This window comes from Halomonas denitrificans, assembly GCF_003056305.1.
GTDB classification, from domain to species: Bacteria; Pseudomonadota; Gammaproteobacteria; order Pseudomonadales; family Halomonadaceae; genus Halomonas; species Halomonas denitrificans.
In genome coordinates, this window is sequence record NZ_PYVX01000004.1 from 180,733 (window position 1) to 205,864 (window position 25,132).

25 protein-coding genes, 1 tRNA gene and 1 riboswitch are annotated in these 25,132 nt (G+C 70.8%); of the genes, 17 read left to right on the plus strand and 9 right to left on the minus strand.

Annotated elements, in window-relative coordinates; genetic code table 11:
* Positions 1 to 4 precede the first annotated feature (4 nt).
* The 3 genes from nth (at position 5) to C9F13_RS12490 (ending at position 1,803) form a co-directional block, all read left to right on the plus strand.
* The gene (gene nth / locus C9F13_RS12480) at positions 5 to 640 is read left to right on the plus strand and encodes an endonuclease III (protein WP_108446596.1); all 636 of its coding nucleotides are present in this window, start codon (positions 5 to 7) and stop codon (positions 638 to 640) included.
* 58 nt (positions 641 to 698) lie between these two features.
* Complete coding sequence (locus C9F13_RS12485) at positions 699 to 1,457, plus strand: YdcF family protein (protein WP_108446597.1); 759 nt, start codon at positions 699 to 701, stop codon at positions 1,455 to 1,457.
* A gap of 76 nt (positions 1,458 to 1,533) precedes the next feature.
* Positions 1,534 to 1,803 (plus strand): hypothetical protein, encoded by a 270-nt coding sequence (locus C9F13_RS12490; protein ID WP_108446598.1) that lies wholly within the window; start codon positions 1,534 to 1,536, stop codon positions 1,801 to 1,803.
* A 103-nt stretch (positions 1,804 to 1,906) separates the two neighbouring features.
* Here the strand turns inward: C9F13_RS12490 and C9F13_RS12495 are convergent, their stop codons facing one another.
* Both C9F13_RS12495 and C9F13_RS12500 read right to left on the minus strand, forming a co-directional pair.
* Complete coding sequence (locus C9F13_RS12495; RefSeq protein ID WP_211310964.1) at positions 1,907 to 2,830, minus strand: sulfurtransferase; 924 nt, start codon at positions 2,828 to 2,830, stop codon at positions 1,907 to 1,909.
* Positions 2,831 to 2,948: 118 nt separating this feature from the next.
* Entirely contained in the window at positions 2,949 to 3,626 is a 678-nt protein-coding gene (locus tag C9F13_RS12500; RefSeq protein ID WP_108446599.1) for a glutathione S-transferase family protein, read from the minus strand.
* 200 nt (positions 3,627 to 3,826) lie between these two features.
* Between C9F13_RS12500 and C9F13_RS12505 the strand changes: the two genes are divergently transcribed.
* From C9F13_RS12505 to C9F13_RS12520, 4 genes are read left to right on the plus strand one after another with little or no spacing between them, the layout of a single operon-like run.
* Positions 3,827 to 4,198: a response regulator transcription factor gene (locus C9F13_RS12505; protein WP_108446600.1), complete on the plus strand. Its 372-nt coding sequence runs from the start codon at positions 3,827 to 3,829 to the stop codon at positions 4,196 to 4,198.
* The gene (locus C9F13_RS12510) at positions 4,198 to 6,267 is read left to right on the plus strand and encodes a 3'-5' exonuclease (RefSeq protein ID WP_108446601.1); all 2,070 of its coding nucleotides are present in this window, start codon (positions 4,198 to 4,200) and stop codon (positions 6,265 to 6,267) included. The genes C9F13_RS12505 and C9F13_RS12510 overlap by 1 nt, the downstream gene beginning before the upstream one ends.
* On the plus strand, positions 6,264 to 6,473 hold the full coding sequence (locus C9F13_RS12515; protein ID WP_108446602.1) for a hypothetical protein: 210 nt from the start codon (positions 6,264 to 6,266) through the stop codon (positions 6,471 to 6,473). Before C9F13_RS12510 ends, C9F13_RS12515 begins: the two co-directional genes overlap by 4 nt.
* Positions 6,474 to 6,479: 6 nt before the next feature.
* Positions 6,480 to 9,287, plus strand: coding sequence for an ATP-binding protein (locus C9F13_RS12520; RefSeq protein ID WP_108446603.1), 2,808 nt, complete (start codon positions 6,480 to 6,482; stop codon positions 9,285 to 9,287).
* Between the two features lie 31 nt (positions 9,288 to 9,318).
* Here the strand turns inward: C9F13_RS12520 and C9F13_RS12525 are convergent, their stop codons facing one another.
* The 3 genes from C9F13_RS12525 to C9F13_RS12535 form a co-directional block, all read right to left on the minus strand.
* Entirely contained in the window at positions 9,319 to 10,449 is a 1,131-nt protein-coding gene (locus tag C9F13_RS12525; RefSeq protein ID WP_108446604.1) for a DUF294 nucleotidyltransferase-like domain-containing protein, read from the minus strand.
* A gap of 243 nt (positions 10,450 to 10,692) precedes the next feature.
* Positions 10,693 to 11,007 carry an HlyU family transcriptional regulator gene (locus C9F13_RS12530; protein ID WP_108446605.1) on the minus strand — a complete coding sequence of 105 codons (315 nt, stop codon included), beginning with the start codon at positions 11,005 to 11,007 and terminating at the stop codon, positions 10,693 to 10,695.
* Between the two features lie 49 nt (positions 11,008 to 11,056).
* The gene (locus C9F13_RS12535) at positions 11,057 to 12,277 is read right to left on the minus strand and encodes an argininosuccinate synthase (RefSeq protein WP_108446606.1); all 1,221 of its coding nucleotides are present in this window, start codon (positions 12,275 to 12,277) and stop codon (positions 11,057 to 11,059) included.
* A gap of 147 nt (positions 12,278 to 12,424) precedes the next feature.
* Here C9F13_RS12535 and rnt point away from each other — a divergent pair, with 147 nt between their 5' ends.
* Positions 12,425 to 13,090: a ribonuclease T gene (gene rnt / locus C9F13_RS12540; RefSeq protein WP_108446607.1), complete on the plus strand. Its 666-nt coding sequence runs from the start codon at positions 12,425 to 12,427 to the stop codon at positions 13,088 to 13,090.
* 87 nt (positions 13,091 to 13,177) lie between these two features.
* On the opposite strand, the gene grxD is transcribed toward rnt, so the two are convergent.
* The gene (gene grxD, locus C9F13_RS12545; protein WP_108446608.1) at positions 13,178 to 13,528 is read right to left on the minus strand and encodes a Grx4 family monothiol glutaredoxin; all 351 of its coding nucleotides are present in this window, start codon (positions 13,526 to 13,528) and stop codon (positions 13,178 to 13,180) included.
* Between the two features lie 166 nt (positions 13,529 to 13,694).
* Here grxD and argF point away from each other — a divergent pair, with 166 nt between their 5' ends.
* The 7 genes from argF to C9F13_RS12580 all read left to right on the plus strand — a co-directional run bounded on the left by argF (position 13,695) and on the right by C9F13_RS12580 (position 19,731).
* The gene (argF, locus tag C9F13_RS12550; protein ID WP_108446609.1) at positions 13,695 to 14,615 is read left to right on the plus strand and encodes an ornithine carbamoyltransferase; all 921 of its coding nucleotides are present in this window, start codon (positions 13,695 to 13,697) and stop codon (positions 14,613 to 14,615) included.
* A 98-nt stretch (positions 14,616 to 14,713) separates the two neighbouring features.
* Complete coding sequence (locus tag C9F13_RS12555) at positions 14,714 to 15,019, plus strand: hypothetical protein (RefSeq protein ID WP_108446610.1); 306 nt, start codon at positions 14,714 to 14,716, stop codon at positions 15,017 to 15,019.
* 104 nt (positions 15,020 to 15,123) lie between these two features.
* A riboswitch (TPP riboswitch) is annotated at positions 15,124 to 15,246 on the plus strand.
* A gap of 62 nt (positions 15,247 to 15,308) precedes the next feature.
* Positions 15,309 to 16,409 (plus strand): glycine oxidase ThiO, encoded by a 1,101-nt coding sequence (gene thiO, locus C9F13_RS12560; protein ID WP_108446611.1) that lies wholly within the window; start codon positions 15,309 to 15,311, stop codon positions 16,407 to 16,409.
* Entirely contained in the window at positions 16,406 to 16,615 is a 210-nt protein-coding gene (gene thiS, locus C9F13_RS12565; protein WP_108446612.1) for a sulfur carrier protein ThiS, read from the plus strand. Before thiO ends, thiS begins: the two co-directional genes overlap by 4 nt.
* On the plus strand, positions 16,615 to 17,415 hold the full coding sequence (locus C9F13_RS12570) for a thiazole synthase (RefSeq protein WP_108446613.1): 801 nt from the start codon (positions 16,615 to 16,617) through the stop codon (positions 17,413 to 17,415). Before thiS ends, C9F13_RS12570 begins: the two co-directional genes overlap by 1 nt.
* A gap of 130 nt (positions 17,416 to 17,545) precedes the next feature.
* Complete coding sequence (locus tag C9F13_RS12575) at positions 17,546 to 18,682, plus strand: zinc-binding dehydrogenase (RefSeq protein WP_108446758.1); 1,137 nt, start codon at positions 17,546 to 17,548, stop codon at positions 18,680 to 18,682.
* Positions 18,679 to 19,731, plus strand: coding sequence for a proline racemase family protein (locus C9F13_RS12580; RefSeq protein ID WP_108446614.1), 1,053 nt, complete (start codon positions 18,679 to 18,681; stop codon positions 19,729 to 19,731). The genes C9F13_RS12575 and C9F13_RS12580 overlap by 4 nt, the downstream gene beginning before the upstream one ends.
* Before the next feature lie 43 nt (positions 19,732 to 19,774).
* Here C9F13_RS12580 and C9F13_RS12585 read toward each other — a convergent pair whose 3' ends face one another.
* The 3 genes from C9F13_RS12585 to C9F13_RS12595 form a co-directional block, all read right to left on the minus strand.
* On the minus strand, positions 19,775 to 20,881 hold the full coding sequence (locus C9F13_RS12585; RefSeq protein ID WP_108446615.1) for a Glu/Leu/Phe/Val family dehydrogenase: 1,107 nt from the start codon (positions 20,879 to 20,881) through the stop codon (positions 19,775 to 19,777).
* A gap of 88 nt (positions 20,882 to 20,969) precedes the next feature.
* Positions 20,970 to 22,073 (minus strand): DUF4236 domain-containing protein, encoded by a 1,104-nt coding sequence (locus tag C9F13_RS12590; protein WP_108446616.1) that lies wholly within the window; start codon positions 22,071 to 22,073, stop codon positions 20,970 to 20,972.
* 239 nt (positions 22,074 to 22,312) lie between these two features.
* Positions 22,313 to 22,388 (minus strand) — tRNA-Ala (locus C9F13_RS12595).
* 213 nt (positions 22,389 to 22,601) lie between these two features.
* Between C9F13_RS12595 and uvrY the strand changes: the two genes are divergently transcribed.
* Entirely contained in the window at positions 22,602 to 23,249 is a 648-nt protein-coding gene (uvrY, locus tag C9F13_RS12600; protein ID WP_108446617.1) for a UvrY/SirA/GacA family response regulator transcription factor, read from the plus strand.
* 66 nt (positions 23,250 to 23,315) lie between these two features.
* Positions 23,316 to 25,130 (plus strand): excinuclease ABC subunit UvrC, encoded by a 1,815-nt coding sequence (gene uvrC, locus C9F13_RS12605; RefSeq protein ID WP_108446618.1) that lies wholly within the window; start codon positions 23,316 to 23,318, stop codon positions 25,128 to 25,130.
* Positions 25,131 to 25,132 lie beyond the last annotated feature (2 nt).

A 25,132-nucleotide genomic window follows, 5' to 3' on the forward strand; every position in this document is an offset into this window, starting at 1 on the left:
GATCATGAACGCCCAGAAACGCTTTGACATCTTCGCGCGGCTGCGTGACCACAATCCCGAGCCGACCACCGAGCTTCACTGGTCCACCCCCTTCGAGCTGCTCGCCGCGGTACTGCTCTCGGCCCAGGCCACCGACGTGGGGGTCAACAAGGCCACGGCCCGGCTCTTCCCGGTGGCCAACACCCCCCAGGCGATCCTCGAGCTGGGCCTCGACGGCCTCAAGGAGCACATCAAGACCATCGGCCTCTACAACACCAAGGCCGAGAACCTGATGAAGACCTGTCGGATCCTGGTCGATCGGCACGCGGGGGAGGTGCCGCGCACCCGCAAGGCCCTGGAGGCACTGCCGGGCGTGGGGCGCAAGACCGCCAACGTGGTCCTGAACACCGCCTTCGGCGAACCCACCATCGCCGTGGACACCCATATCTTCCGCGTCTCCAACCGCACGGGGATCGCCAAGGGCAAGAACGTGGACGAGGTCGAGCAGAAGCTGCTGCGCCACGTGCCCCGGGAGTTCCGCCAGGATGCCCACCACTGGCTGATCCTGCATGGCCGCTACACCTGCCTGGCCCGCAAGCCGCGCTGCGGCAGCTGCGTCATCGAGGACCTCTGTGAGTTCAAGGAAAAGATCGATCTCTAGGGCGCCCCGCGCGAGCCCCTTACCGCGACACCACCACAACAACAAGAAGCCCCTCACCATGGCGATACTCGAGACCCTGCTGTTCCCTCCGCTGATCAACGTGCTGCTGACCCTGCTGGGGCTCGCCCTGTGGTCGCACTGGCGGCTGCTCGGAGGCGGGCTGGTGGTGCTGGGCCTGGGCGGGCTGCTGGTGCTGGCCACCCCGGTCGCCAGCCACGCCCTGCGCCAGGGCCTCGAGCCGCCGGCGCTGGCCGGCCCTGGCGCGCTGCGCGAGGCCCAGGCCATCGTCATTCTCGGCGGCGGTCGCGACTATGACGCGCCGGAATTCGGCTGGGGCGACGCCCCGGCCAATGCCAGCTGGCGGCGGCTCGCCTACGGCGCCCACCTGCACCGCCAGACCGGGCTGCCGATCCTGGTCAGCGGCGGCCGGAGACATGACGAGCACAGCGCCGAGGCGAGCCTGATGGCCGCGGCGCTGCGGGAGGTGTTCGAGGTGCCGGTGCGCTGGATGGAGGGGGGTAGCCGCGACACCGCCCAGAATGCCCGCCTCAGCGCCGAGATGCTGGGCGCCAGCGGCATCCAGCGCATCGCGTTGGTCTCCCAGGCCTGGCACCTGCCCCGCGCCCAGGCCGCCTTCGAGCGCTCGGGCCTGGCCGTGACGCCGGCTCCGACCGAGTTCGCGAGCCCTCCGCCCGCCGGCCTCGCCGCCTGGATGCCCCGGGTCTACCACCTCCACCAGAGCACCCGCGCCCTGCACGAGTGGCTGGGGCGCGCGGAGCTCGCCCTGCGCGAGCGGCTGCTGCGCCGCGGCGAGTGAGCGACGCCCTCCCTGACCTCGGCCCACGCGCCGCCGCTCATTGCCTCGGCTCACTTCCCTCAACAAGAGACGCGACATGCTGGACCTGCTGATTCCCCTGAGCCTCTCCGCCGCCTTCGGCGCCCTGGTCGGCACGACCTTCCGCCTGTTCCGCCTCCCGGGGCGTGAGCGGCCCCTGCGCTTCCCGCTGGTGGGCCTCACCGCCGGCATCACGGCCTTCTTCCTGCATCTGCTGCTCAACGCGGTGACCGGCGCGCCGGCCTGGCTGCTGCCGGTACTGGTGATCCTGCAGGTCTGGCTGTGGCTGGGGCCGCTGGGGCCGAAGGTCGACCGGCCTCGGGACTGAGCGCCACTCGCGCGACACCCCTCAAGACGAACCCCGCCGCGGCCAGGCCGCGGCGGGGTTCGTCGGGCGCCTCCGTCGATGATGACGGCGGCGCGTCGGGGCCCTACTCGGACAGCGCCAGGGGGAGCTCCTCGCCCCGGGTCCACTCGGCCATCGAGCCGTCGTAGAGGCGGACCTGGTCGAAGCCCGCCACCTCGCTGAGCACGAACCAGTCGATGGCCGCCCAGTGCCCGGTGTTGCAGAAGGCCACGGTGGGCAGCCCGCGATCCAGTTCGGCGGCGTTGATACGCGCGCCGAGCACCTCGTCGTCCAGGTACCAGGCCTGCTGACGCTGGGTGAGCAGGCGGTGGAAGGGCAGGTTGCGGGCGCCGGGAATGGTCCCGGGCGCCGTGGCCGCGGGCGACTGGGTCTCGCCACGGAAGTAGTCCGCCGGCCGAGCATCCACCAGCTGCGCCTGGCTCTCGCGGGCGGCCTGCACCTCCTCGGTGGTGGCGATCAGCGTGGTGTCCAGCCGGCCCTGGAAGTCGGCGGCGTCCGGGGGCGGGGTCGCGCCGCTGGCGATCTCGTGCTCCTGGGCTTGCCAGCCGGCGAAGCCGCCGTCGAGGATCGCCACCTCGTCGTGGCCGAGCACCTTGAAGGTCCAGTAGACCCGGGCGGCGCTGCCGAAATCGGTGGGGCCGGTGCCGGCAGGCACGATGACCACGGTGTCGTCGTTGTCGATGCCGAGCCCACCGATCAGCGACTCGAGGCTCTCCACCGACGGCAGCAGGCCGGACACCTCGTTGCGGGTCTCCCGCCAGCCGGCCTCGGTGTAGCTGCTGTAGACGCTGCCGGGGATGTGCGCCGCCTCGAAGCTGTCGCGATCGCCACCGTCGTCGATGCCCGAGCGCACGTCGAGCACCACGAGGTCCTCGCTACCCAGCCGCTCGGCGAGCCAGTCGGCCTCGACCAGCGGCGCGACATCGGCGGCGACCGCGCGGGACGCCGCCAGCACCAGGCCCAGCCCCATGAACACGGACTTGATCATATTCCCGACCTCTTTACTCGGAGATTAATGCGATCATTATCCGGGCATGCCCTGGGGCCGCAATATCAACGAATAGAATGAATGGTCAGAAGCTCCTAGGAAACGCTCATAACAGCGCTCACGGCAGGGCGAACTCTCCCACCACCTCGACCGTGCGCCGATAGGCGGGGCGCTCGCGACAGGCGGCCAGGAAGGCGCGCAGCCGCGGGTGCTCGTCCAGGCCACCGCCGGCCTCCAGCGCCAGCAGCGGGAAGCTCATCTGGATGTCCGCCGCGCTGAAGGCCTCCCCGGCGAACCAGGGCCCCCGCGCGAGCTCGGCCTCCCAGTAGTCGCTCAGGCGGCGAATCTCCGGGGCGAGGAACTGCTGCTCCACACCACGGGCGAAGAGCCGGCCGATGGGCCTGGCCAGCGCCGGCACCGGCGGCCGGCCGAGGCTCGAGAAGACCAGGCGCATCACCAGCGGCGGCATCGCCGAGCCCTCCGCGTGGTGGAGCCAGAAGCGGTAGCGCTCGCGCGCCTCACTGCCCGCCGGCGGCACCAGGGCGGGCTCGGCCTCGAAGCGCTCGACCAGGTACTCGAGGATCGCCCCCGACTCCGCCACCACCCGACCGTCCCGCGCCTCGTCGGTGATCACCGGCGACTTGCCCAGCGGATGCACCTCGCGCAGCGCGGCGGGCGCCAGCTTGGTGCGCGCGTCGCGCGCGTAGGTGACGATCTCGTAGTCGGCGGACAGCTCCTCGAGCAGCCACACGACGCGCTGCGAGCGGGAGTTCTCCAGATGGTGCACCTTGATCATGCCTCTCTCCTTGGTCGCTGCCCCGGGGTCCGGGTGATCCCCGCCACCCTAGCACGCCGCGGCGCCCCATCTCCTGCCAAGGTCGTCTTTGCCCACCCTCGGGCGGCCACTAAACTGATCGGTAACGCTGCATGAACGCAGGCATGCCGGACCGCACGCGCCAGGCGGCGGCATCTTCATACATACAAGGAGGGCCCCCCATGGCCAAGGTGCTGGTGGTGGACGACGAGCCCAACATCGTCCTGTCCCTGGAGTTCCTGATGCAGCAGGCCGGCTTCGAGGTGGACACCGCCGAGGATGGCGAGAGCGCCCTGTCGCGCATCGCCGAGTCGGCGCCCGACCTGCTGCTGCTCGACATCAGCCTGCCGGGCATCAGCGGCTTCGACGTCCTCGAGCGCCTGCGCGCCGACCCCGCCCATGCCCGGCTGCCGATCGTCATGCTCACCGCCCACGGCCGCGAGGTGGAGCGCGAGAAGGGCCTCGCCCTGGGCGCCGACGACTACGTCACCAAGCCCTTCTCGACCCAGGCGCTGGTCGAGAAGGTCAAGACGCTGCTCGCCGAGGCCTCCTGATGGGTCGGCGCAGCAAGAGCCTGCCCCGCCGCCAGCGGCTGATCGGCCTGTGGCTGCTGCTCAGCGGCGTCAGCATCTTCGGCGGCATCCTCTTCGCCCTGTGGCTCGACGGCCTTGCCGGGCTCACCGGCATGGCGCGGGTCTGGCTGTGGCTCGGCTGCCTCTCCGGCGGCGGCACCATCTTCCTGGTCGGCCTGCTGCTCGAGCGCCAGCTGTTCACGCCGCTGCGCCACCTTCAGGTACAACTGGCCCGCCTGGTGGCCAAGCCCGACGCCCGCCAGGACTATCCCCCCGAGGGTTGGCTCAAGGGCCTCGGCCCCGACCTGATGCGCGTGCGCGAGGCCTGGCGCGCCGACCGCGAGCGCCTGGCCACCGCCCACGCCGAGGGGGCGCTCAGCGCGACCCGCGTGCGCCAGGAGCTCGAGACCCTGCTCCAGGTCCTCGACACGCCGCTGCTGCTCTGCGATCACCACCGCCGGCTGCTGCTCTTCAATCAGGCCGCCGAGGCGCTCTTCGAGGACCACCCGGGCCTCGGGCTCGGCAAGCGGCTCGACGCCCTGCTGCCGATCGCGAGCCTCGAGGATGCCCTGGGCGAGCTGCCCGACGACGGCGCCCCCCGGGAGCTCCTGGTGCCCTGCGGCGAGCGCTGGCTGCACGCGGTGCTGCGCCGCGTGCCCCACAGCCACCGGGAGACCCTGCTGACCCTCACCGACACCACCGCGGCCTGGTCCAGCGAGATGGGGGCCCGCGCCGAGCTCGCCGAGATGCTGCCGCCCCTGCGCCGCCACAGCGCGAGCCTGTGCAGCGCCGCCGACGCCCTGATCGGCGTGCGCACGGCCACACCGACCGGCGTGCTGGGCCAGCGGCTGGAGGCGGTGATCGACGAGGAGGGCCGGGCGCTGGCGCACCAGCTCGAGCAGATGGGCCGGGTAATGGAGGAGATGCACCGCCAGGGCGAGCGGCTGGTCGACCTGTGGTCCAACGACCTCTGGGCGTCGCTCGCGGCCCGCCACGGCAGAAACGGCGTCACGATCACGCCCATCGGCATGCCCGCCTGGCTCAAGGCCGATGCCCCGGCGCTGCTGGCGCTGCTCGATTCGCTGCTGCCGCGGCTGGCCAGCCACGCGGGCCGCGAGGCGCTCGAGGGCGAGGTGTGCCTGGGCAACCGGCGGGTCTACCTGGACCTGGTCTGGCGCGGCGGGGTGCTCGGCGAGTCCCAGCTCGAGGCGTGGCACGGCGAGCACCTGGACGCCCTGCCCTTCTCGCCCCGCGTCGCCGACGTGCTGCGCCAGCACGGCAGCGACGCCTGGAGCCTGGCCGACGATGACGGCCTGCATGCCCGGCTGCGCCTGCCACTGCCGGCGGCCGACCGGGTCGCCCCGCCGCGCCCGCGCACCCCGCCGCGCCCGGAGTTCCACGACTTCGGCATCGCCGAGATGCCCCCGCCGGACGCCGAGCTGGCGGCACGCCCCCTGCGCACCCTCGACGTGGTCGCCTTCGACACCGAGACCACCGGCCTGGAGCTGCGCCGCGGCGACACCGTGGTGAGCATCGGGGCCTGTCGCATCGTCAACGCCCGGCTGCTGGCCGACGACGTCTTCGACCTGCGCGTCGATCCCGAGCGCCCCATCCCCCCGGCCAGCACCGCCATCCACGGCATCACCGACGACGACGTTGCCGGCGCCCCGCCGCTCTCCGTGGCCCTGCCGCGCTTTCGCGACTACATCGGCGAGGCGGTGATCCTCGCCCACAACGCCGCCTTCGACCTGCTGGCCATCCAGCCGCCCGGGGGCGGCGTCAGCTTCGACATGCCGGTGCTCGACACCCTGCTGCTGTCCCGCGCGCTGGACGAGAGCCTCGACGGTCACGACCTGGACAGCCTGGCCGACCGCTACGACCTGAGCTTCCCGCCCGGCACCCGACACACCGCCCTGGGCGATGCGCGGGTCACGGCGGAGCTGTGGCTCGCGCTGCTGCCGCGCCTGGAGGCCAGGGGCATCGAGACCCTGGAGCAGGTGCTGGCCCTCCAGGCCAGTGCCCTCGACAGGGAGGACGCCTACGCCTCGTGAACACGCCTCGCCGCAAGGAGCGCCTGATCGCCCTGATCGTGCTGGCGGCGCTGCTCTTCTCGCCGCCGCTGGTGCTGATCGCCGCCTCCTCGGCGGGCGGCGTGAGCCGGCTGGTGCCCTACGTCTTTCTCGCCTGGGGTGCGGTGATCGGCCTGATGGCCTGGCTGATGGAACGTCGCGATGAGGAGGGACGGGATGCGGAGTGACGGGCGATGACCGGCGGCCCCATGGTGGTGGTGCTCGCCTTCGGCTACCTGGCGCTGCTCTTCGTCATCGCCGCCTGGGGCGATCGCCGCGCCGCCCAGGGCCGCTCGCTGATCGGCTCCCCCACCGTCTACGCGCTCTCCATCGCCGTCTACTGCACCGCCTGGACCTTCTACGGCAGCGTCGGGCGTGCCGCGGAGTTCGGCCCGAGCTTCCTGCTGATCTACCTGGGTCCGACCCTGGCGATGCTGATGGCCCCCTTCGTGATCGGCAAGATGGTGCGCATTGCCCGCGCCCAGCGCCTCACCTCCATCGCCGACTTCATCAGCGCCCGCTACGGCAAGAGTTCGAGCCTCGGGGCGCTGGTCGCGCTGATCGCCCTGATCGGCATCACCCCCTACATCGCCCTGCAGCTCAAGGCGATCACCGTCAGCCATGCCGTGCTGGTCAACTACCCCCAGGCCGCCGATCTGCCGCTGGCCGACGAGCGCTTCTGGAGCGACCGGTCGTTCTGGGTCGCCCTGGTACTGGCGGTCTTCATCATCCTCTTCGGCACCCGCCACCTGGACGCCAGCGAGCGCCACGAGGGCATGGTCGCCGCCATCGCCTTCGAGTCGCTGGTCAAGCTCGCGGCCTTCCTCGCGGTGGGGATCTTCACCGTCTTCGTGCTCTTCAACGGGCCCGCCGACCTCTTCGCCCAGGCGGGCGAACGCCCCGAGCTCACTCGGCTGCTGGGCCTGGAATCGGTGCCGGGCGGGGCGCTCGGCTGGGTGGGCATGCTGGTACTGGCCTTTCTCGCCTTCCTCACCCTGCCGCGCCAGTTCCAGGTGCTGGTGGTCGAGAACGTCGACGAGCGCCATATCAAGCGCGCCAGCTGGCTCTTCCCCCTCTATCTGCTGGTGATCAACCTGCTGGTGATCCCCATCGCCCTGGCCGGGCTGCTGCTGGGCGGCGGTGACCCCGACAGCTTCGTGCTGACCCTGCCGCTCTCCGCCGGGCTCGAGGCACTGCCGCTGCTGGTCTTCATCGGCGGTCTCTCGGCCGCCACCGGCATGATGATCGTCGAGACCATCGCCCTGTCGACCATGGTCAGCAACCAGCTGGTGATGCCGCTGCTGCTGCGCTCCAGGCGCCTGCATCTGAGCACCCGGGGGGAGCTGGCCGGCTGGCTGCTGGGCATCCGCCGGGTCAGCATCCTGGGCATCCTGCTGCTCGGCTACCTCTATCATGCGCTGATCGGCGAGACCTACAGCCTGGTGACCATCGGCCTGGTCTCCTTCGCCGCGGCGAGCCAGTTCGCCCCGGCGCTGCTGATCGGCCTCTACTGGCGCGGCGCTCGGCGGCGCGGCGCGGCGCTGGGCATGGGCGCAGGCTTTGTGGTCTGGGCCTGGACCCTGCTGATCCCGGGCTTCGCCCAGTCCGGCTGGCTGGACCCGGGCTTTCTCGCCACCGGCCCCTGGGGCATCGCCTGGCTACGCCCCTATGCGCTGTTCGGCCTCGAGGGCTGGGACATCTACACCCACTCGCTGCTCTGGAGCCTCGCCGCGAACGTCGGCCTGCTGGTGGGCGTATCGCTCTTCACCCGCCCCTCGGCCCTGGAGCAGACCCAGGCGGCGCTGTTCACCGAGACCATGCCCCAGGGCCTGGTGCCGGCCTCGCTGTGGCAGGGGCAGACCACCCGCGGCGAGCTACGCGCCCTGCTCGACCGCTACCTGGGCGAGGCCGCCAGCCGGCGGGTCTTCGCCGCTCATCCCGGCGAGGCCGACGAGGTCGATGACGACCAGCCCGCCCCCGCGGCGCTGACGCTGCGGGCCGAGCAGGCCCTGGCCGGGTCGCTGGGCAGCGCCTCGGCCCGGGTGCTGATCGACTCGGTGGCGCGCGGCGAGGCGCCGGATCTGGAAGCGATCCTGCGCATCCTCGACACCACCTCCGAGACCCTCGAGATGAACCGCCGCCTCGAGCAGCAGTCCCGCGAGCTGGCCCGCGCCAGCGAGGACCTGCGCGCGGCCAACGCGCGGCTGCGCGAGCTCGACCGCCTCAAGGACGAGTTCGTGGCCATGGTCAGTCACGAGCTGCGCACGCCGCTCACCTCGATCCGCGCCTTCGCCGAGATCCTGCGCGACAACCGGGCGCTGCCCGACGAGAAGCGCGAGCACTTCCTCGACGTGGTGGTGCGCGAGAGCCAGCGCCTGTCGCGGCTGATCGAGGAGATCCTCGACCTGGCACGGCTCGAGAGCGGCCGCCTAACCCTGTCGCCGACCCGCCTCGACCTGGTGGCGCTGACCCGCCAGAGCGTCGAGGCGGTGCAGCGGCTCCAGGAGGAGCGCGGGGTCACCCTCGAGGTGGCGATCGAGCCCGAGGCCGCCTGGGTAATCGGCGATGCCGACCGCCTCGAGCAGGTGATCATCAACCTGCTCGACAACGCCGGCAAGTTCGCCGCCGATGACGATCCCCGCGTGCTGCTGCGCCTGGCACGCCACAAGACCCACTACCGCCTCGCCGTCGAGGACAACGGCCCCGGCATCGCCCCCGACGAGCGCGAGCGGGTCTTCGAGAAGTTCCACCAGATCCAGCACCGGGAGAGCGGAGAGTCCCGGGGGCGGCCGCGTGGCAGCGGGCTGGGCCTGCCGATCAGTCGCGGCATCGTCGCCCACCTCGGCGGGCGGCTGTGGATCGAGGCGGCCACGCGCCTGGACGGCGCCTGCCTGGTGATGGAGCTACCCGAAGCGCCGGCCGAGGCGCCGGCCTCAACCGATGTCCCCGACGGCGCCCCGTCACAGGACCGGGACTCGGGCGACACGCCGGCGACGCCCTGAACCGACGACACGCGCCGGCGATGGCGGCGCGTCAGCCTCCCCGACGGACGCGGCGCACCAGCGCGCGGATCTCCCGCAGATCGTGACGCAGCAGCAGGCGCTGATCCTCGCCCAGCCGACCGGCGTCCACCCAGCCATCCGGCACGCGCCCCTCGGCCAGCGCCTGCCGCTGGCTCGCCAGGAGCAGCCCCTGCAGCCGCTCCAGTGCTGCGCTCAGCGCCTCGGCCTGCGCCGCGGTGATCGCCTCGCGCATCACCAGCGCGGCCAGCCGCGAGCGGGTATCCGGCGGGCGCACGGCGTGGCGAAGCGCGAGCAGGCGCACCGCGCTGACCATCGGCAGCAGCCCCTGGCGCTTGAGGTCGAGGGCGCGCGCGTGAGGGGCGTCTTCCACGCTGCCGCGCAGCCGGCCGAGGCGGTCCAGGGCCACGGGCAGCTCATCGAGCAGGCTTGCCATCTCGTCGAGGAAGAGGTGTGCGCCGGGCAGATGCTCGGCCACCTGCCCGGCCAGCCCCTCGGCCAGCGCCGGCTCGCCGTAGAGCGGACGAAAGTCGAGCAGGATGTTGGCCTGCTGCACGCGCTTGACGCGCCGCTCCGCCGTCCAGATCGCGAGCTGCGACCGCCACTCCGAGAGCCGCTTGCGCCACATCGGGAAGCGCGCCATGACGTGACCCTGGCAGAGCGGGATGCCGGCCGCATCGAGGCGCGCGGTGAAGCGCTCGCCCAGCGACTGGAAGTAGCCGTCGATCTCGGTGTGCCGCGCGTCCGGGTAGTCGGCGATGATCATGGCGTTGTCCTGATCCGGCGCCAGCAGGCTCTCATCGCGGGCCCCCGAGCCCAGCACCAGCACGCAGAAGGCCACCGGCGGCGCCCCCCAGCCCTGGGCCCGCATCTCGGCGAGCGAGAGCTCGATGGCACGCCGGTAGAGCCAGTCGTTGTGGTCGCTGAGCAGCTGGCCGATCCGCCCGGCGGGCAGATCGAGGCGCTCGAGCGCGGTCGCGAACTCGGCCTGCCAGGCGTGGGCCACGGCGAGGTCGGGATGCGGGCCGAGGCGCTCGAGGGCGGCGCGCAGCGGCTCCAGCACGGCGGGCCAGGTGGCGGGGTTGGGCACGGTATCGTCGGCGAAGAGGGCTCGCCAGGACGAGGAACGGTGCAGCAGGCGCATGAACGCTCCGTGTCATGTCACGCATCGTCAGTGGTACGAGTCTAACGGCCGCACCCGTCCGGCACACTTGGGCGAAAGACCAAGGCGCCGGGAGACGACGAGCGCGAGATGACGTGTGGCAGGCGCCGATCGGCGACGCCGCGGGGCGGCAGAGGGCGTTGGGAGGCGAGCTGACAGGGCGGGGACCGGAACGAGCGACGCCCCCGGGCGGGGCGTCGTCGGCACGGGAACGGCGGGCGCCTGTCAGCGCGGCGAGAACATCTCGTCGCCGACCTCGTCGATGAAGCGCTCGGCCTTGCGGACCATCAGGGCGTCACAGGCCTCGCGCCCGGGCACCATGTCGGAGCGCTCGAAGCGGTGCTCGAGCATCTCGCCGGCCTGCTCCTCGCTCGCGGGCACCGGCTTGCGGATCCAGCCGCTGACGCGATACTGCCCGCCCTGGTCGGCGGGCTCGGAGACGATCAGGTAGCCCTTGTATTCGACCGGCTCGGCGGCGGGCGCGCCCTTCGGCTCGCCCTCTTGGCCTCCGAACAGGCCGGACAGCAGCTTCTTCAGCATGGAACCTCCTGACAGGAAGACGCCGGCTCGCGGCCGGCGTCGGGATGGCTCAATCCTGGCGGCGACCCTTGCCGGCGGCGATGCGCAGGCGCAGGGCGTTGAGCTTGATGAAGCCCTCGGCATCCTTCTGGTCGTAGGCGCCGGCATCGTCCTCGAAGGTGGCGATGGACTCGTCGAAGAGCGAAGCGTCGGACTTGCGGCCGGCGACGATGGCGCTGCCCTTGTAGAGCTTCATGCGCACGACGCCCGAGACGTTCTTCTGGGTCTCGTCGATGGCGGCCTGCAGCATGCGGCGCTCCGGGCTCCACCAGTAGCCGTTGTAGATCACCTCGGCGTACTTGGGCATCAGCTCGTCCTTGAGGTGCGCCTCCTCGCGGTCGAGGGTCAGCGACTCGATGGCGCGGTGGGCGCGCAGCATGATGGTGCCCCCCGGGGTCTCGTAGCAGCCGCGGGACTTCATGCCGACGTAGCGGTTCTCGACGATGTCGAGACGGCCGATGCCGTTGTCGCCGCCCATCTTGTTGAGCTTCTCGAGCACCTCATGGGGCTTCATCGGCACGCCGTCGATGGCCACGATGTCGCCGTGCTCGAAGGTCAGCTCGACGTAGGTGGGCTGGTCCGGGGCGGCCTCCGGCGAGACGCTCCAGCGCCACATGTCCTCCTCGGCCTCGGCCCAGGGATCCTCGAGGATGCCGCCCTCGTAGGAGATGTGCAGCAGGTTGGCGTCCATGGAGTACGGCGACTTCTTCTTCTTGGAGGAGAAGTCCACCGGGATGTCGTGCTGATCGCAGTAGGCCATCAGCTTCTCGCGGGAGTTGAGGTCCCACTCGCGCCACGGGGCGATCACCTTGACGCCCGGCTTCAGCGCGTAGGCGCCGAGCTCGAAGCGCACCTGGTCGTTGCCCTTGCCGGTGGCGCCGTGGGAGATGGCGTCGGCGCCGGTCTGGTTGGCGATCTCGATCAGGCGACGGGCGATCAGCGGACGCGCGATGGAGGTGCCGAGCAGGTACTCGCCCTCGTAGATGGTGTTGGCGCGGAACATCGGGTAGACGTAGTCGCGCACGAACTCCTCGCGCAGATCCTCGATGTAGATCTCCTTGACGCCCAGGGCCTGGGCCTTGGCGCGCGCGGGCTCGACTTCCTCGCCCTGGCCGATGTCCGCGGTGAAGGTCACGACCTCACAGTCATAGGTTTCCTGCAACCACTTGACGATGACGGACGTGTCCAGGCCGCCGGAATAGGCGAGCACGACCTTCTTGACATCGGACATGCTGAGGCTCCTTTAGGCAAACGATCATGAAAGACCGGGATTATAGCGCGACGAGCCGCCAGCGAACACCAGCGACGGGACGCGCTGCGGCCAAGCTGGTAGACTGCCGCGGTCTAGAGATACGATGCCCCAGACAAGGAGAGGTGCATGAGCGAGGCGATGGCCCGCGAACTCATGGCGCAGCGGTTCCGCAGCTTCCTGCCCGTGGTGGTGGACCTGGAAACCGGCGGCTTCAACGCGCAAGGCGATGCGATCCTCGAGATCGCCGCGGTAACCCTGACCATGGACCCGGACGGCAACCTGCTGCCCGACGCCACCTATGCCTACCATGTCACGCCCTTCGCCGGGGCCAACGTGGAACAGTCGGCGCTGGACTTCACCGGCATCCGCCTCGACGACCCGCTGCGCCAGCAGGTCGCGGTCAGCGAGGCCGAGGCGCTGGGCGAGATCTTCCGCCCGGTGCGCAAGGCCATCAAGTCCCACGGCTGCACCCGCGCCGTGCTGGTCGGCCACAACGCGGCCTTCGACCACGGCTTCCTGAACGCCGCCGTGGCGCGCTGCGGCATCAAGCGCAACCCCTTCCACCCCTTCTCGAGCTTCGATACCGCCTCGCTCGCCGGCCTGGTCTACGGCCAGACCGTGCTGGCCCGGGCCTGCCGCGCCGCCGGCATCGAGTTCGACAACAGCGCCGCCCACTCGGCCCGCTACGACACCGAGCGCACCGCCGAGCTGTTCTGCGCCATGGTCAACCGCTACAAGGACCTGGGGGGCTGGGACCTGGCCCAGCGCGAGCAGGGCCTGGAAGAGGCCTGACGTCCGCCGCTTTCGAAGGCTTGCCCACGAAAAACCCCGCCGGCGCACCGGCGGGGTTTTTTCATGGCCTCGAGGCGTCGCCGACCCTCAGGCCTGGGCGTCGCCCTCGCCGGACTCGGCCCGCGCGGCGGCGGCCTTGATCAGCGTCTCCAGCTCGCCGGACTGGTGCATCTCGGCGACGATGTCGCAGCCGCCGACCAGCTCGCCCTCGACCCACAGCTGCGGGAAGGTCGGCCAGTTGGCGATCTTGGGCAGCTCGGCGCGGATGTCCGGGTTGTCCAGCACGTTGACGAAGGCGAAACGCTCGCCGCAGGCCATCAGGGCCTGGACGGTCTGGGCGGAGAACCCACACTGAGGCAGCTGGGGGGTGCCCTTCATGTAGATAAGGATGGGGTTCTCGCCGATCTGGCGCTGGATGTTCTCGACGGTGGTGCTCATGACGTCTCCCTTACTCGTTGACGGGACTCGGCGGCCGGGGGTATTCGGGCAATACCCGACCGCGCGGGTCGGCCTTGTGGATACAAGCCATTCTACTGATGCCGGGCGCGTTGCGCATCCCCCGTGGGCTGGCTAGGATGGTCGTTTTTTCCCGTGGAGCGACCTCATGGCCACCCGCCATTTCCTCACCCTGCTCGATCTCAGTCCCGAGGAGCTGCGCTACCTGATTCAGCGCGCCATCTCGATCAAGAACGGCCTGAAGACCCACGGGCCCACCTACACCCCGTTCGCCAACCGCACCCTGGCGATGATCTTCGAGAAGTCCTCGACGCGCACCCGGGTCTCCTTCGAGACCGCCATGGCGCAGTTCGGCGGCCATGCGCTCTTCCTGTCGTCTCGTGACACCCAGCTCGGCCGCGGCGAACCGATCGGCGACACCGCCCGGGTGCTCTCGGAGATGGTCGACGCGGTGATGATCCGCACCTTCGCCCACCAGGGCCTGGAGGAGTTCGCCGCGGCCAGCGCCGTGCCGGTGATCAACGCCCTGACCGACGACTACCACCCCTGCCAGCTGCTCGCCGACGTGATGACCTGGACCGAGCTGCGCGGCAGCGTCAAGGATCGCACCGCGGTGTGGATCGGCGACGGCAACAACATGTGCCACTCCTGGATCAACGCCGCCCGCCAGTTCGACTTCCGGCTGCGCATCTGCTGCCCCGAGGGCTACGAGCCGCGCCAGGACATCCTCGAGGCCGCCGGCGAGCGGGTCAGCATCGTGCGCGACCCCAGGGAGGCCGTCGCCCAGGCCGACCTGGTCACCACCGACGTCTGGGCCTCCATGGGCCAGGAGGAGGAGCAGGCCAAGCGCGAGGCGGACTTCGCCGGCCTGCAGGTCACCGAGGCGCTGCTCGATGGCGCCCGGGAGGACGCGCTCTTCCTGCACTGCCTGCCCGCCCATCGCGGCGAGGAAATCAGCGAGACCCTGCTCGACGACCCCCGCGCCGTGGTCTGGCAGGAGGCGGGCAACCGCCTGCACGCCCAGAAGGCGCTGCTCGAGTTCCTGCTGCTGGGTCACGTGGAGGGCTGACGGGGACGCGACGGGAGTCGCCTTATACCTTGGTATGACATCGACCTTCGTCGCATGTATAATGCGCCGCAGCAATCCCGCCCAGGAGATGCGGCAGCATGAACCATTCAACTCCCAGCCACAGCGGCATGCAGCGCAGCCTGCGCCAGTGCCTCTCCCACATGGCGACCATGCTCTATCGTCACGGCCATGTGCTCGAGACGGTGACCGTCAGCCATCGCGGGCTCGATCGCCAGGCCCTCAAGGCCCTGGGATCGGCCACCAGCGACTGGGCCCCCTGCCAGAAGATCCTCGAGAACAGCCAGGCCGCCACCTGGAACGACCAGCAGCGCCTGGTGCTCACCGGCCTCGGCCGCGAGCTCCTGTTCGACATGTTCGGCGAAGGGGCCGCCGACTGCGCCTGAGCCCGGCGCCGGCCCCGCTCGAGGGCCCGAGGCGCAGAGCCTGAACGAAGACGATGCCCGGACGCGCCCTCGATTGCGCGCCCGGGCATTTTTGGTTACGTTGTGACGACTTGTCGGGGAGCCCCGGTACGCTCATGGAGACGTGCACGGGGGCTGAGATCGGTACGGCCGAACCCGTTGAACCTGATCAGGTTGATGCCTGCGGAGGGAACAAGCTGTCGTCTCGCCTAGCAGCCCCCTGTCGTCATCCAGCCTGTTCCTCCACGTCTTCTGCTGGATGAACAACGCCATGACACACCCCACCGAACGCACCATCGCCGTGGCCGGCGCCGGCCTGCTGGGTCGCCTGGTCGCCTGGCAGCTCCTGCGCGACGGCCATGCCGTCACCCTATATGACGCCGGCGACCTGGAGCACCCCGAGGCCGCCGCCTGGACGGCGGCCGGCATGGTCGCCCCGCTGTGCGAGACCGCGGTCTCCGAGCGCAGCGTCTTCGAGATGGGCCGCTTCGCCCTGGCCCAGTGGCCGCGCTGGCTCGACGCCCTCGATGCCAGCGGCCTGTGGCATCATCAGGGCAGCCTGATGGTGGCCCACGCCCAGGACATGGGCGAGCTCACCCAGTTCCGCCGCGACCTCGCCCACGTCCTCGACGACGAGCCGCCCTGCCAGACGCTCGACGACGCCGAGATCCATCGCCTGGAGCCCGACCTGGCGGCGAGCTTTCGCCAGGGCCTCTACCTGCCGGACGAGGCGCACCTGGACAACCGCGAGCTGCTCGCGCGCCTGCTGGCCGAGATCCGCCGCCTGGGCGGGAGCTGTCACGCCCACTGCCCGGTGGACACCTTCCCCGGCGAGATCGAGACCCGCGACGGCCGACGCGCCTTCGATCTGGTCGTCGACTGCCGCGGCACCGGCGCCCGCCAGCACCACCCCAGCCTGCGCGGCGTGCGCGGCGAGACCCTGCACGTGCAAACCGCGGAGATCCACCTCTCGCGCCCGGTGCGCCTGATGCATCCCCGCTACCAGCTCTACGTGGTGCCCAAGCCCGACCAGCGCTTCGTCATCGGGGCCACCCAGATCGAGAGCGAGGACCGCTCCCCCGTCTCGCTGCAGTCCTCGCTGGAACTCGGCAGCGCCCTCTACACCCTGTCGCCGGCCTTCGCCGAGGCGCGCATCCTGGAGCAGGGGGTCAACCTGCGCCCCGCCTTCCGGGACAACCTGCCCCATGTCACCGAGCGCGACGGCCTGATCACCGCCAACGGCCTGTTCCGCCACGGCTACCTGCTGGCCCCGGCGGTGGCCTGCCACCTGCTGGCCGGCATCCGCGGCCGGGGCGAGCAGCCCTTCGCCGAGACCCTCACCGGACATCCGCCCCAGGAGAGTGCTGCATGACCGAGATCACCCTGAGCCTCAACGACCAGACCGCCCGCCTGCCGGCCGACACGGCGCTGGCGGATGCCCTCGAGGCCTGGCACTACGCCGAGCGACGCGTCGCCGTGGCGATCAACGGCGAGTTCGTGCCCCGCTCCGCCTACGCCGAGCGGGTCCTCGAGGACCGCGACCGCATCGACATCGTGGCCCCGGTGGGAGGCGGCTGATGAGCGCACTGCACGACGATACCCTGACCCTCTACGGCGAGAGCTTCTCCAGCCGCTTCCTGCTGGGCACGGCCCTCTACTCGTCGCCGGCGGTGATGGAGGCCTCCATCAAGGCCGCCGGCTGCGACATGGTGACCCTGGGACTGCGCCGCCAGAACCCCGCCGAGGGCGACGGCGATGCCTTCTGGCAGATCCTGCGCGACAGCGGCTGCCGGCTGCTGCCCAACACCGCCGGCTGCCGCTCGGCCCGAGAGGCCATCACCCTGGCCCAGATGTCCCGGGAGATGTTCGACACGCCCTGGATCAAGGTCGAGGTGATCGGCGACGACTACAACCTCCAGCCGGACCCCTTCGGCCTCCTGGAGGCCTGCCGGACGCTGATCGACGACGGCTTCAAGGTGCTGCCCTACTGCACCGACGACCTGGTGCTCTGCCAGCGCCTGCGCGAGGCGGGCTGCCAGGCGCTGATGCCCTGGGGCGCGCCCATCGGCACTGGCCGCGGCCTGATGAACCGCTATGCCCTCGAGACCCTGCGCCAGCGCCTCGACGTACCGCTGATCATCGACGCCGGCCTCGGCGCCCCCTCCCAGGCCGCCGAGGCCATGGAGATGGGCTTCGACGGTGTGCTGCTCAACACCGCCGTGGCCAAGGCCCATCGGCCGCCGCTGATGGCCGAGGCCTTCGCCGAGGCGATCGTCGCCGGGCGCAAGGCGTACCGTGCCGGGCTGATGCAGCAGCGCCAGACCGCGAGCCCCAGCACGCCTACCCTCGGCCAGCCGTTCTGGCACAGCGGCGTGTGACCCCTCGCGATTCCCGACCCGCACGGCACCGAAAGGGATGACGCCGGGTCGGGGAAGTCTGCTATCGTCGGGGCGACTCGACACCGACGAGAGGAGACTCCCCGTGAGCCGCGAACGCGTTCCCGAGACCATGGCAGCCATGCTGCTGACCGGGCATGGTGATGTCGACATGCTGGTCTACCGCGACGATGTGCCGACCCCGCAGCCGGGACCCGGCGAGGTGCTGGTCAAGGTCACGGCGACGGCCAAGAACAACACCGACCGCAAGGCACGCGAGGGCCTCTACCCCACCAAGGAGAAGGGCGAGGTGACCTCCTTCGCCATGGGCGGCTCGCCCACCCTGACCTTCCCGCGCATCCAGGGCGCCGACGTCGCCGGGCGCGTGGTCGCCGCGGGCGAGGGCGTCCCGGCCTCGCGCCTCGGCGAGCGAGGCCTGCTCGACTTCAACCTCTACCCCGACGCGCGCCGCGACCTCAACCTAGTGCCGGACTACTACGGCCACGGCGCCGACGGCGGCTTCGCCGAGTACATCGCCGTGCCGGCGGACCAGTTCCACCACCTCCCCAATCCCGAACTCGCCGATGCCGAGCTGGCGTCCATGGGGATGTGCTCCTACCAGACCGCCTACCACATGATGACCTCGGCCCGGGTCGCCGCCGGCGAGCGGGTGCTGGTCACCGGCGCCAGCGGCGGCGTGGGCACGGCGCTGATCCAGCTGTGTCGGATCGTCGGCGCCATCCCCTACGCGGTGAGCCGCCTCGACAAGGCCGACGCCCTGCGCTCGCTCGGTGCCGAGGCGGTGATCGACCGCGGCGACCTGCCAAGCTTCGTCGATCGCGTGCTCGAGGCCACCGACGGCGCCCCCATCGATGCGGTGATGGACCTGGTGGGCGGCGAGATGACCGACCGCTTCATCGACACCATGATCGTCGACATGGCCAGGCGCTCGACCTACCCGCGCCTGGCCATCGCCGGCGCCAGCGGCGGCAACTTAAGCGAGCTGATGTGGACGCGCATCTACCTCTATCAGGTGCAGATCTTCGGCGTCTCCCACGGCACCCGCGAGGAGGCCGAGCAGCTGATGGCCTGGATCCGCGACGGCCGGCTCAAGCCGGTGCTGCACGCGGCCTTCAAGCTTTCTGAGCTGCACGAGGCGGAGCGCTACTTCGTCAACCGTGGCAGCAACTACCTGGGCAAGATCGTGATCGTCCCCGATGGCGAATGGGACGAGCACGGCGCGCCCTTCGCGCTCGAGGGAACGTCATGAGCAAGGCAGCATTGAAGATCCGGCTGATGGACACTCATGCCGGCGGCGACGTGAGCCGCATCGTGCTCGGCGGCATCGACCCGTTGCCGGGCGCCACCGTGCGCGACCAGATGCACTATCTGCGCGACGACGCCGACGGCCTGCGACGGCTGCTGCTGGAAGAGCCCTACGGCATCCCGGAGATGTCGGTGGACCTCATCGTCCCCCCGAGCGACCCCAGGGCCGTGGCGGGCTACATCATCATGGAGGTGATGGGCTATCCGATCTATTCCGGCTCCAATACCATCTGCACCGCCACGGCGGTGCTGGAGGCTGGCCTCGTGCCCAAGCGGGAGGGGCGTCAGCAGTTCGCCCTCGAGTCGCCGGCGGGTCTGGTGCAGATCGAGGCGCTGGTCGAGAACGGGGTGGTGGAGGCGATCACCTGCGCGGGGCTGCCGAGCTACATCGACACCCATCGCGCCAGCCTCCACGTGCCCGGGCTCGGCGAGGTGACCTACAGCGTGGCCTACAGTGGCGGCTTCTATGCCCTGGTGGACGCCGCCGAGCTCGGCTTCTCGCTTACGCGCGAGGAGGAGCGGGCGCTGGCCGACTGCGCCCACCGGATCGTCGAGGCGCTCCAGGCCGAACGCGGCTTCTCCCACTACACCCTGGGCGACGTGGGCCCCCTGCCCTTCCTGCACTTCATGGGGCCGGTCGAGCAGGTCGCCGACGGCTACTACCGCTCCCGCTCGACCACCTACGTGCACCCCGGCGTGATCTGTCGCAGCACCACCGGCACCGGCACCTCGGCGCGCCTGGCGCTGATGCATCACGAGGGGCGCCTCAAGCCGGGCGATCGCCTGGAGACCATCTCGCTGCGCGAGACCGGCTTCATCGGCGAATTCACCGGCACCCGCCAGGAGGGCCCGCTGACGGTGGTGGAGAACGCCATCACCGGCAAGAGCTATGTCCTCGCGCACTCCGATATCGTGGTGAACTGCACGGACCCGCTGGTGGAGTGCGCAGGCCTGCACCATATGCTGACCGCGGGCCGAAACGCGGCCGACTGAGCGCCGCGTGCCCCGCCGCCTGCCGGTCCGGCAGGCGGCGCCCTCAAAAGGTCCGCCGATAGCGCATGGCGGCCAGCACCCGCTCCCTGGCCAGCGCCTCGGCGGCCTCGCGGGGCCGCACCCCATCCTGCTCGGCACGCCCCAGCACCGCCGCGACGTTGGCCCGGAGCTTCTCGTCGATGGCCGCCAGGGCCTCGCCCTCGCGTCCGCCCCGGTACTCGACCGCCGCGCAGATCACCCCGCCGGCATTGACGATGAAGTCCGGCAGCACCAGCACGCCGCGTTCGGCCAGCCGCCGCTCGGCGCCCTCGGTCAGCGGGATGTTGGCCCCCTCCACCACGACGCGGGCCCGCAGGCGCTCGACGTTGCCCTCGTGGATGACGTCGGGCCGCGCCGCGGGAATCCAGATGTCGCAGTCGACCTCGATGATGGCGTCACGCGGCCTCGCCTCCCCGCCCGGAAAGTCCGCCACCGAGCGTCCCTGGCGCTTCCAGTCGATCAGCGCCGTCACATCCAGGCCCTCGGGACGAAGCAGGCAGCCGGCGGAGTCCGAGACCGCCACGATCCGCCCTCCCCGCTCGGCCAGGTGACGCGCGCCGTGCATGCCCACCGCCCCGAAGCCCTGCAGGGCGACCCGGGCGCCGGCGATCGGGAGTGCCCCGAAGGGCTCGGCGGCCTCCAGGGCGACGGCCAGCCCGAAGCCGGTGGCCCCGATCTCGTCCAGGGGTATGCCGCCGATCTCCCGGGGCAGCCCCACGGCACGGCCGATCCGGTCGTGCACCCAGGCCATGGCGGTCTCGTCGGTGCCCATGTCCGGCCCCGGGATGTAGTCCCGCACGTCCTTCAGGGCGTGGGCGTAGGCCCGCACCAGCCGCTCCTTGTCGCCGAGCGCCATGCCCGGGTCGGCGACGATCACCGCCTTGGCCCCGCCGTGCGGCAGCGCGGCCGCAGCATTCTTGAGCGTCATGGCACGCGCCAGCCGTGCGCACTCCGCGAGGCTCACGTCGGGCGCCATGCGCGTGCCGCCGATGGCCGGCCCGGCCGCCAGGTTGTCGATCACCAGGATCGCCCGGAGCCCGACGCTCGGGTCCCGCAGGTAAAGCACCTTCTCGGGCCCCAGCGCGTCGCCAAGCTCGAAGGCGTCGTCCATCACCGTCTCCCCCTGTCGTGACGTCCCTGACGTCAAGCTAGCAGGGATCGTCCGGGGCGAAAGGCCCGGGCGTCTCCGCGAGGGCGACCTAGCGCCAGCGCCAGTCGGGTGCGAAGGGGGTGATGCTTGAGAGCTCGCCGCCGCGCGTCATCTCGCGGCGCAGGGCAAAGCCCGCCAGGATCTCGCCCGGATCGAGGCCTGCCAGCTCCTCGAAGGCGAGCGCCTGCCACTGCGCGCGGGTCACCTTGACGCTGAACAGGTAGCACCGCTCGGCGCCCTCGGTGGCCGGGTCGGCAAGGCACCGATAGCCGGAGACGATCGCCAGCTCGAGGCGCGGCAGGCGCGTGAAGGCGGCCCCGAGCACCCGCACGGCCACGCCATGCAGGTAGTCCCGGTAGAGCCGGCGCTGCCCCGTGACCGTGAGTCGGTGCGGCGAGAGCTTGATGCGCTTGGCCGGCATGCGCCAGCGGCGATCGGGCATCTCCTCCGGGCCCGGCAGGTCGATGTCCACGGCGAGGGTGCGGCAATCATCGACCAGCTCGAAGTCGAGCAGCGTCTCGCGCGGCCAGTCGAGCTCCTCGAGACGCTCGACCAGCGTCTGCTGCATGGCCTCGGGGTCGTCCCAGCTCGCCTCCTCCTCGCGCTGCTGGCGCTGGAACTCCCGGGCGTCAAACTCGGCCTTGCGCCACTCCCAGGCGCGATAGGCCTGGGCGTGCTGGGCCTGGCGCCGGGCGCTCTCGCGTTCGTGCCGACGCCGGGCCGGCGCCCAGAGGCTCTGCCACCAGGCGAGACTCGGCTCGGCTTCCGGCGCCGGGGGCGGTTCGGGGTAGCTGCGTGGCTGATAGCCGGTGGCGCTCGGGGCCGGGGTCTGCTCGTGCAGGCGACCGAGTCGGTCAAGCTGCGCATTGAGTTCCTCGCAGTGCGCGCCGAGGGCCTCGCGCAGCGCCGTCTCGGCGCGGCGCCGTACCTCCCGGGCCTCGGCCGCGGTCATGCGCGTGCCGTCGGCATGCCGGTAGCGAATCTCGCCGCTGGCGGTGATCTCCAGGTCCACGGGCAGCGGCGCGTCCGCGTCCCCCCGCTCGACCAGCAGGCTGATACCGGGCGGCCCCAGGGAGAGCCCGGGACGCAGGCGCGTGGTGGGCAGGCGCACCCCGGGGGCCAGACGAATGCGACGCTGAAAGCGAAACTCCACGGCGATCTCTCCACGGCCGGTCCATAGCGCCCCTACTGTAGCGCCTATCGGCGAGGAAGGCAGGCACGATGACGGCCGAGGCGACCCGGGAGGTCGGACGCGGGAGGGGGCCGCCGCCGGGCGCGATGCGGCTCGGCGAGGCGACAGCGGCGGTGTCGCGCCGGGCGGTCGGCGTTTCACCCGCGCACGAAAAAGCCGCCTAGCGGTGTACGCTAAGCGGCTGATTCGGGATGTCTTGTTGGTGGAGCCTAGCGGGATCGAACCGCTGACCTCAACACTGCCAGTGTTGCGCTCTCCCAGCTGAGCTAAGGCCCCACGTCGTTCCCGCCTTGCGAGAACGAGGCGAATATTACGGTGTTCCTTCTGCCCCGTCAAGCCTTGATCGTGATTTCGACCCTTCGCCCTTGTGCCAATTTCACTTAGACACATAATGTGACATTCTTGGCGCCGTCCGGCCGGTATGCGAACGCACTGCTCGCGCACTCGCCTCGCGCCGACTCTCATCCACCACGTTTCAGGAGCGTCCGCGTGATCAGGGTTCTCGTCGCCGATGACCACCACCTGGTACGGACCAGCATCGTCCACCTGTTGAATGCCGAGCGCGGAATCCGCGTGGTCGGCGAAGCGGCCAATGGCGAGGAGGCGATCACCCAGGCGCGCACGCTCGAGCCGGACGTCGTGCTGATGGACATCCGCATGCCCGGCATCGGCGGCCTGGAGGCGACCCGCAAGATCCAGCGCTTCGCCAGCGATATCCGCATCCTGGTGCTGACGGCCTTCATCGAGGAGGCCTTCGCCCAGCGACTGCTGGAGGCCGGCGCCCACGGCTTCATCAGCAAGGGCTGCCAGCAGGACGAGATGGTCGAGGCCATCCACTGCGTGTTCGACGGCAAGCGCTATGTCAGCCCGGAGATCGCCCAGCGGCTGGTGCTGTCGCGCATCGACGCGCCGGACAACCCCTTCGACCAGCTCTCCCAGCGCGAACTCCAGGTGGCCATGATGGTGGTCAACTGCCAGCGCGTGACCGATATCGCCGAGCGCATGTTCCTCAGCCCCAAGACCATCAACACCTATCGCTACCGGATCTTCGAGAAGCTCGGCGTCGCCTCCGACGTCGAGCTGACCCACCTCGGCCTGCGCCATGGCCTGGTCGACGGCTTCAGCGACGCCGACTGAGTCCTGGATACGCGGTCGACTCTGGTAGAATCAGGTCTGATTTTCCTCTACCGGCACGCCGCGATCATGAGCTTCGATTCCCGCGACTTCCTCGCCAACGTCAGCCAGTCCCCCGGGGTCTATCGCATGCTCGACGAGCAGGGCGAGACCCTCTACGTGGGCAAGGCCCGGCGGCTGCGGGCGCGCCTGGCGAGCTACTTCCGCGGCGCGCACAACGCCAAGACCCAGGCGCTGGTGGGCCGCATCGCCGACATCCAGGTCACGGTGACCAACAGCGAGACCGAGGCGCTGATCCTCGAGCAGACGCTGATCAAGGAGCTGCGCCCGCCCTACAACATCCTGCTGCGCGACGACAAGTCCTACCCCTTCGTCTTCGTTACCGACCGCCACCCCTTCCCCGCGCTGGAGTACAAGCGCGCCCGGGTGCGACGGGACGACGGCCGCTACCTCGGCCCCTACCCCAGCAGCGGCGCCGTGCGCGAGAGCCTGTCGCTGATGCAGAAGATCTTTCGCATCCGCAACTGCGAGGACAGCGTCTTCGCCCATCGCACCCGCCCCTGCCTGCAGTACCAGATCCAGCGCTGCAGCGCGCCCTGCGTCGACTTCATCAGCGAGGCGGACTACCGCCGCGACCTGGAGCATGCGGTGATGTGCCTGGAGGGCAAGAGCGAGGCGGTGACCCGGGAGCTGACCGAGGCCATGGAGGCCGCCAGCGCCCGGCTGGACTTCGAGGAGGCCGCCCGGCTGCGCGACCAGGTCCAGGATCTGCGCCAGCTGCAGCAGCGCCAGTTCGTCGACACCGGCCAGGGCGACGCCGACGTCTTCGCGCTGGCGAGCCGCCCCGGTGCGCTGTGCATCTCGGTGCTCACGGTGCGCCAGGGCCGCCTGCTGGGGGCGCGCCACCACGCCCCGGCCAACGGGCTCGACCTGGGACCCGAGGCGCTGCTCAGCGACTTCCTCAGCCAGTTCTACCTGGGCCAGGCGCGGGAGATCCCCGCCGAGGTGATCACCAGCCACCCGGTCCCGGAGGCCGAGCTGATCGCCCGCGCGCTCGGCGAGCGCGCCGGCAAGCGCATCCGGGTGACCGACCAGGTGCGCGGCCATCGCGCCCAGTGGCGGGAGCTGGCCCGCACCAACGCCGAGCAGCAGCTCGCCAGCCAGCTGGCCAGCCAGAACCAGCTGGCGAAGCGCTTCGAGGCCCTGCGCGAGGCCCTGCAACTCGAGCATGTCCCGCGGCGGCTGGAATGCTTCGACATCAGCCACAGCCACGGGGAGGCCACCGTGGCCTCCTGCGTGGTGTTCGACGAGGGCGGGCCGCGCAAGTCCGACTACCGGCGCTTCAACATCGAGGGCGTGGCCGCCGGCGACGACTACGCCGCCATGCGCCAGGCGCTGACGCGGCGCTTCCGGCGCCTGGCCGACGGCCAGGGCGAGCGGCCGGACATCCTGATCGTCGATGGCGGCAAGGGCCAGCTCAACATGGCCCGCGAGGTCTTCGCTGAGCTCGGCGTCACCGGCGTCACCCTGCTCGGCGTGGCCAAGGGCACCACCCGCAAGGCGGGCCTGGAGACGCTGTTCGTCGAGACCGTCGATCGCAGCCTGGACCTCGATGGCGCCTCGCCCGCCCTGCACCTGATCCAGCACATCCGCGACGAGTCCCACCGCTTCGCCATCGCCGGCCACCGGGCGCGGCGCGACAAGACCCGGCGCACCTCGACCCTGCAGGACATCCCCGGGGTCGGCCCGCGCCGGCGCCGCGAGCTGCTGCGCTTCTTCGGCGGCCTGCACGGCGTCAAGCAGGCCAATCGCGAGGAGCTGGCCCGGGTTCCCGGCATCAGCGCGACCCTGGCCGAGACGATTCATCGCGCCCTGCATGGATGACC